The following is a 6,074-nucleotide window of genomic DNA, read 5'->3' on the forward strand; positions in this document are numbered from 1 at the left end:
GCATGCCATCGACGAGATTGTGTCGTTCCTCGGCAACGATTTTCGCCGCAGGCTGAAGCCGCTGAAGGAATCGCGCTGGGCGCATGACCCGTTCGCGCGCGGCTCCTACTCGCACGCGCTGCCCGGTCATGTCGGCAAGCGCGCCGTCCTCGCCGCGCCCGTCGATGGGCGCCTGTTCTTTGCCGGCGAAGCCACCTCGCCGAACTTCTTCACAACCGCCCACGGCGCGCATGATTCCGGGGAGAGGGCGGCGAGGGAGGCGATGGAGGCACACGGGAGAGGTTAAGCTCGCAACTTGCCTAAGTCACCTTGACGGTCCATCCTGTGTAAGTCTCGAAGTCGGGAGCTGGTCGATGGTGGCAGACGAGGGATACCTCAGTTGGCGTGTCGCAGTTGATCGACATCTTCATGCGACATACTGCATCACGATCGAGGATGCTGGCCTCGATGAGGACCGTCTATTGCGTCATTACAGAACTAACGAAAGTCCCCGTAATTTTGTGGAGTGGTTCGGCGATAAGTACGACCTGAGCCCCAACGACAGCCACAGTTCCGATTTTAGACCGCCAACGATCTGTGCGAACGGCGATGTCTGAAGAGGACCCTAAAGAGCGACGAGACTGGACCGACGGAGAACTCGATCTGATCGTAGCCGACTACTTCTCGATGCTTCGTGCCGAGATACGTCGTGAGGCCTACGACAAGACGCGGCATCGAAAGACTCTTATGGGTCAAATTGACCGCAGCAACAGCTCAATCGAATTTAAACACCACAATATCTCTGCGGTCCTACAAGAGCTCGACTTGCCTTGGATAAATGGATACAAACCGAGGGCGCATTTCCAAAGATCTATCATTAATGCAATCGACCGCTACATATGCATGCATCCCGCGGTCCTTCGCCCAGAAGCTCTCGCCAGCGGTCTAGCCGAGCAGTATCAGCTCTTTATTGAACCTCCGCCGAGGCTCGGGCCAAAAATTGAGCGGCCAGAAGAAATTCGACGCCTCGTTCGCAAATTCGATCCTGCGGAAAGAGATTTCCTGAATCGGCAACTAGGAAATAGCGGAGAAGAGCTAATCTTCAAATTCGAACAGCAACGACTCCGACAGATGGACAGGCCCGACCTTGCGCGAAAGGTACGATGGGTATCTCAAGAGGAAGGTGATGGGGCCGGGTACGATATCCTGTCGTTCGATCTCGGGGGTGGCCAGCGATTTCTCGAAGTAAAGACGACGGTAGGCTCACAAACTGCGCCATTTTATCTGACAAGGAATGAGCTTTCCTTTTCCAAGGAGCGTCCGGAAGAATTTAGGATTTGCCGACTATATGATTTTTCTAAGGCCCCGCGGCTTTTTGAGATTGCCCCTCCTATAGACAAGTTTGTCCGACTTGAGCCTTTGTCATTTCAAGCTTCTTTCACTTGAGCGCTAAGACTACTCCATCACCCTTTCCCGCATCGCCGCATCCGGCACAAAGCACGCGTCGTACTTGCCGAAAATCCGGTAGCGGTTTTTTGCAACGAGATTGTAGACCGCATCACGAAGCGGCTTCGGCAGCGTCAACAACGCGCGTGTCCAGCGATACCGCGGCAGACTTGAAAGCACGGTCAGCGCCGCGTCGGATTTGAAATACGCGATGCCGCCTTGAATCACCGCATTCGTGTCGGGATCGACAGGATCGATGCCGAAGGTGCGCGCCAGCCGCGCGCCATAATTCGACTGGATCGCGGTAAAGCGAAATCGCCTGTCGCAATCGCTCGCGGCGACAAAACGAATCCAGCGCGAGCAGAACACGCAGACGCCGTCATACAGGATCACGTCGTCGTCGGGCCACCGCGGCGCGGTCACGGCTTCTTCGCCCGCGCGAGCGGCTGCTGCGTTGATCCTTTCAGCGCGCGGTCGAGTTCGGCTGGCAATAGCTTCACGCCGTTTTCGGTCTCCGCGATCCAGTGACCCTCGCCGTCGTAAGGAGGCAGCACGCGGAAATCGGCCTTGCCGCCGGCCGCTCGGAACGCGTCCACCATTTTCCGCGAGAAATCCGGCGGGAAATAGCCGTCGTTGGCCGCGACCAGCCAGGTGACGGGAATGCGCGCGCCGCGGCCGAACTCGCCCGCCGCCGCGATCAAGCTATGCGGCGCGCAAATCTGGTTGGGCAGGCCGTTAGGCTGGCCGCCGCGGCCGGGCGCAAAGGCGATGATCGCGGCGATCTCAGCCGGATCGGCACCGGCGAGCGCCAGCGCACCCCAGCCGCCGGCGGAATGTCCGATGATCACCGTGCCGTCGCGGCGAATGAACGGCTGCTGGCGCAAATAGGCCGTGGCAGCCATGATTTCTTCGGCGGTGGCACGGCCTGCATGGACGTAGTCCGCGCCGTCGCAACCATTCTGATCCTCGAGATATTTGCCGCCGGTCTTGCCGTGGCCCGGACGCTCCGGCACCAGCACCGCAAAGCCACGCGCGACCAACAGCGCGGCCAGCGGCTTATATTGCGGCTGCGGCGTCAGCACGCGGAGCACCGTGTTCTGGGTCGACGCATGCGCGATAACTGCAAGGCGAAACGGGCCTTCACCAGCGGGGCGAAACAGCACGGCGTGCGAGGCAAGATTCGGCTCTGGTGAAGGGACCAGCCAGGCCTGCTCGCGATCGGGGCCGCCCTCCTCGCCTTGCGCGCCGAAGGCGACTTGCGCGGCGACGCTTTGCGACCACAGCACCACAACCAGAAGCGGTGCAAAAAAGCCCCTTAACAAAGCCATTCATCACCTCATCGCCCTTCGACAAGACTCCGCAATCCAAGTTCGCTCACGGCGAATCAATTCCGGCGCCTCGTCACGTGATGTCGGAAGTTAAAACCTTTAATGCCTTCGCCCATTCCGCCATATTCAGCGGCAAAATGCCTCCCGACTGTCCGCTTTCGGGACATAAAGCCCGCCGACTGATGCAGAAAGTCCACAGGTTAACCGATAATTAACGATAGACCTTGAAGCCGGGCCGCTGACTTGCTTTGATTGGGTCATGAGCACAACCCTGATCGAGGTCCGGCCTGCCAAAGCTGCTGATGCGGCGGCGGTGGCGTCCACCCATGACGAGGCGTGGCGTGCGGCCTATCAGGGCATCATTCCAGGCGCCGAGCTTGAGAAATTGATCAACCGCCGCGGCCCGCAATGGTGGGATTCGGCAATTCGCAAGGGAAGCCGCGTCAGCGTGCTGGTGTTCGGCGACAAGGTCGCCGGATACGCCAATTACGGCCGCAACCGGGCTCGCAGCCTGCACTTCGAAGGCGAGATCTACGAGCTTTACCTGCGACCTGAATTCCAGGGCCTCGGCTTTGGCCGCCGCCTGTTTTCGGCCGCACGGCGCGACCTGATGCAGAGCGGCCTGAAGAGCATGGTGATTTGGGCGCTTTCCGACAACGAGCCGGCGACCGAGTTCTATCGCGCGCTGGGCGGCCGCATGGTGGCGCGCTCGTCGGAGAAGTTCGGGCCGAAATCGCTCGACAAGGTCGCCTTCGCCTGGACGAACTGAAGTTCCCTTCTGCGGGGTCTGCTTTTTTCCATCATTGTCGGGCATAGCCGTTCGCAGAACAGCTTCGTCTTCGCTTGTCGATGATCCGGCAATCCATCGTGATCTCGAAAAAGATTGATCTTGCGAAGGCGGATGGATACGCGGGTCAAGCCCGCCTATGACAAGGGCGACGGACGAAAACATTCCAGGTCACGGAGCCATTCATGCGCGTTGAAGCGATTTCGATCGGCGTCGACCCTCCCCGCGAGGTCAACGTCATCATTGAAGTTCCGGTCGGCGGCGAGCCGATCAAATACGAACTCGACAAGGAAGCCGGCACGCTGGTGGTCGACCGCTTCCTGTATACGGCGATGCGCTATCCCGGCAATTACGGGTTCATTCCGCACACGCTGTCCAACGACGGCGACCCCTGCGACGTACTGATCGCCAATACGCGCGCCATCGTGCCGGGCGCCGTCATGAGCGTGCGTCCGGTCGGCGTGCTCTTGATGGAGGATGAAGCCGGCGGCGACGAGAAAATCATCGCGGTGCCGTCCTCGAAGCTGACGCAGCGCTACGACAAGGTGAAGACCTACAGCGATCTGCCGGAGATCACGTTGCAGCAGATCCAGCACTTCTTCGAGCACTACAAGGATCTCGAGCCCGGCAAATGGGTAAAGGTGCTGCGCTGGGGCGGCGCCGAGGAAGCCCATCAGTTGATCGCAGACGGCATCGCGCGGGCGAAGAAGAAGTGACGACCTAGCCTGCCTCTTCCGCGGATTCTGCGCCATGGGTCCCGGCTCGCGCGGAGCCCTCATCGGGCGCGCGTTTGCGCGACCGCTTGGCCTGGCCGGGACGACGAAGAGCTAGACCGCCGGCTTCGGCAGTCCCGCAATCGCGCAGGCCGCGCGCAGGGTATTGACCAACAAACACGCCACCGTCATCTGGCCGACGCCGCCCGGCACCGGCGTGACGGCGCCCGCGACTGCCGAGACTTCCGCGAAGGCGACGTCGCCGACAAGGCGGGTCTTGCCTCCGGCCTCCGCGAGGCGGTTGATGCCGACATCGATCACGGTCGCGCCTTGCTTGATCCAGTCGGCGCGCACCATTTCGGGCCGACCCACGGCGGCATAAACCAGGTCGGCGCGGGCGCAGATCTGCTTCAGGTCGCGCGAACGTGAATGCGCGATCGTTACCGTAGCGTTTTCGTTCAGCAACAGTTGCACCAGCGGCCGGCCGACCAGGTTGGAGCGGCCGATCACGATGGCATTCATGCCTTCCAGCGAGGGATGCACGCTCTTGCTCAAGATGATGCAGCCGAGCGGCGTGCAAGGCGCGAGCGCGGCAAATCCGCCGGCGAGGCGGCCGGCATTGTTCGGATGCAGGCCATCGACGTCCTTGGCCGGGTCGATCGCATTGATGACCGCTTCGGTGTTCAGCGTCTTCGGCAGCGGCAATTGCACAAGGATGCCGTGCACCAGCGGATCGCGGTTGAGCCGCGCGATCAACGCAAGCAGATCGGCCTGAGGAACATCCTCCGGCAGCACATGTTCGAAGGAAGCCATGCCGGCCTCCTGCGTCTGCTTGTGCTTGGAGCGGACATAGACCTGGCTGGCGGGATCGTGGCCGACCAGAACCACCGCAAGCCCCGGCGTCAATTCGTTCTCACGCCTGACCCGTGCGACTTCGTTTGCCACCCGCGCGCGAAGTTCTGAGGCGATGCGTTTTCCATCGATGATTTGCGCCGTCATTGCTTCACCCTTGCTTGGCCGCCGTCAACCGTCTCAAGGTCTCGCCGAGTTCGCCGGGATCGCCGTCGACGGCGACCTGCTTGAGGCGCGATGTCGCCCCCGACAGTATCCTTAACCTTGCCTTTGGCACGCCGACCGCCTTCGCCAGCAGTCCCAATACGGCGCGGTTGGCCTCGCCGCCGTCGGCAATCGCGCGGACCCGCACCTTGAGCACACTGCGTCCATCGGCCAGCGTCTCGATCCCGTCAATATCGTCGCGCCCACCGCGCGGCGTGACTCGGAGCGCGACGTTGATCCCTTGGGCGGAGTAGCGCCAGGGGTCGGCCATTCCAAATCGGGGTCAGAAGACGTTCGGATAGATGTAATACTCGATCACCCGCTCGATGAAGTAGATGATCAGGATCAGAATGATCGGAGAGATGTCGAGCCCGCCCAGGTTGGGCATGACGGAACGGATCGGCGCCAAAAGCGGCTCGGTGATCCGATAGAGAAACTCCCCCACCATCGATACGAACTGATTGCGCGTATTGACGACATTGAAGGCGACCAGCCAGGACAGAATGGCAGACGCGATCAGGAGCCAGACATAGAGTTCCAGAACGATGAGGATAATGTCGAGAACGGCACGCATGGCGGGATTGGCTCGCGGGAAACTAGATGAGACCCTGCTAGATATCGGTTCCTGGCGGGGCAAACAAGGTAAGTTCCCCTCAAAGGGTCGTAAAAACAACGATTTCGCCGTTCTTGACTTGGCCTTGGTGCAGATTGTAAATGGCGCCGATTGCTGGCGGTTTCTCAAGCTTTTGCCGCAGCGACATCCAA

At 60.6% G+C, this 6,074-nt stretch carries 9 protein-coding genes; 4 read left to right on the forward strand and 5 right to left on the reverse strand.

Annotated features, from left to right (window positions below; translation table 11 throughout):
* Positions 1-286 (forward strand): FAD-dependent oxidoreductase (locus NEZ08_RS23075; RefSeq protein ID WP_298112269.1); only part of this gene is annotated, 286 nt, incomplete at its 5' end.
* Between the two features lie 302 nt (positions 287-588).
* Positions 589-1,425 carry a DUF3883 domain-containing protein gene (locus tag NEZ08_RS23080; RefSeq protein ID WP_298112272.1) on the forward strand — a complete coding sequence of 279 codons (837 nt, stop codon included), beginning with the start codon at positions 589-591 and terminating at the stop codon, positions 1,423-1,425.
* Positions 1,426-1,434: 9 nt separating this feature from the next.
* On the opposite strand, the gene NEZ08_RS23085 is transcribed toward NEZ08_RS23080, so the two are convergent.
* Both NEZ08_RS23085 and NEZ08_RS23090 read right to left on the reverse strand, forming a co-directional pair.
* Positions 1,435-1,848 (reverse strand): thiol-disulfide oxidoreductase DCC family protein, encoded by a 414-nt coding sequence (locus NEZ08_RS23085; RefSeq protein WP_298112273.1) that lies wholly within the window; start codon positions 1,846-1,848, stop codon positions 1,435-1,437.
* Positions 1,845-2,753: an alpha/beta fold hydrolase gene (locus NEZ08_RS23090; protein WP_298112276.1), complete on the reverse strand. Its 909-nt coding sequence runs from the start codon at positions 2,751-2,753 to the stop codon at positions 1,845-1,847. The genes NEZ08_RS23085 and NEZ08_RS23090 overlap by 4 nt, the downstream gene beginning before the upstream one ends.
* 259 nt (positions 2,754-3,012) lie before the next feature.
* On the opposite strand from NEZ08_RS23090, the gene NEZ08_RS23095 reads away from it, so the two are divergent.
* Positions 3,013-3,522: a GNAT family N-acetyltransferase gene (locus tag NEZ08_RS23095; protein WP_298112278.1), complete on the forward strand. Its 510-nt coding sequence runs from the start codon at positions 3,013-3,015 to the stop codon at positions 3,520-3,522.
* A 203-nt stretch (positions 3,523-3,725) separates the two neighbouring features.
* Positions 3,726-4,256: an inorganic diphosphatase gene (gene ppa, locus NEZ08_RS23100; RefSeq protein ID WP_298112281.1), complete on the forward strand. Its 531-nt coding sequence runs from the start codon at positions 3,726-3,728 to the stop codon at positions 4,254-4,256.
* Between the two features lie 111 nt (positions 4,257-4,367).
* On the opposite strand, the gene folD is transcribed toward ppa, so the two are convergent.
* Genes folD through NEZ08_RS23115 form a run of 3 tightly spaced genes read right to left on the reverse strand, consistent with a single transcriptional unit; the run spans position 4,368 to position 5,883 of the window.
* Positions 4,368-5,252, reverse strand: coding sequence for a bifunctional methylenetetrahydrofolate dehydrogenase/methenyltetrahydrofolate cyclohydrolase FolD (folD, locus tag NEZ08_RS23105; protein WP_298112283.1), 885 nt, complete (start codon positions 5,250-5,252; stop codon positions 4,368-4,370).
* A gap of 4 nt (positions 5,253-5,256) precedes the next feature.
* Positions 5,257-5,580 (reverse strand): DUF167 domain-containing protein, encoded by a 324-nt coding sequence (locus NEZ08_RS23110; protein WP_298112286.1) that lies wholly within the window; start codon positions 5,578-5,580, stop codon positions 5,257-5,259.
* 12 nt (positions 5,581-5,592) lie between these two features.
* Positions 5,593-5,883, reverse strand: a complete 291-nt coding sequence (locus NEZ08_RS23115) for a YggT family protein (protein ID WP_298112288.1) — start codon at positions 5,881-5,883, stop codon at positions 5,593-5,595.
* Between the last annotated feature and the right edge of the window lie 191 nt (positions 5,884-6,074).

The sequence above is a fragment of the Bradyrhizobium sp. genome (genome assembly GCF_027451485.1).
Classification (GTDB): domain Bacteria; phylum Pseudomonadota; class Alphaproteobacteria; order Rhizobiales; family Xanthobacteraceae; genus Bradyrhizobium.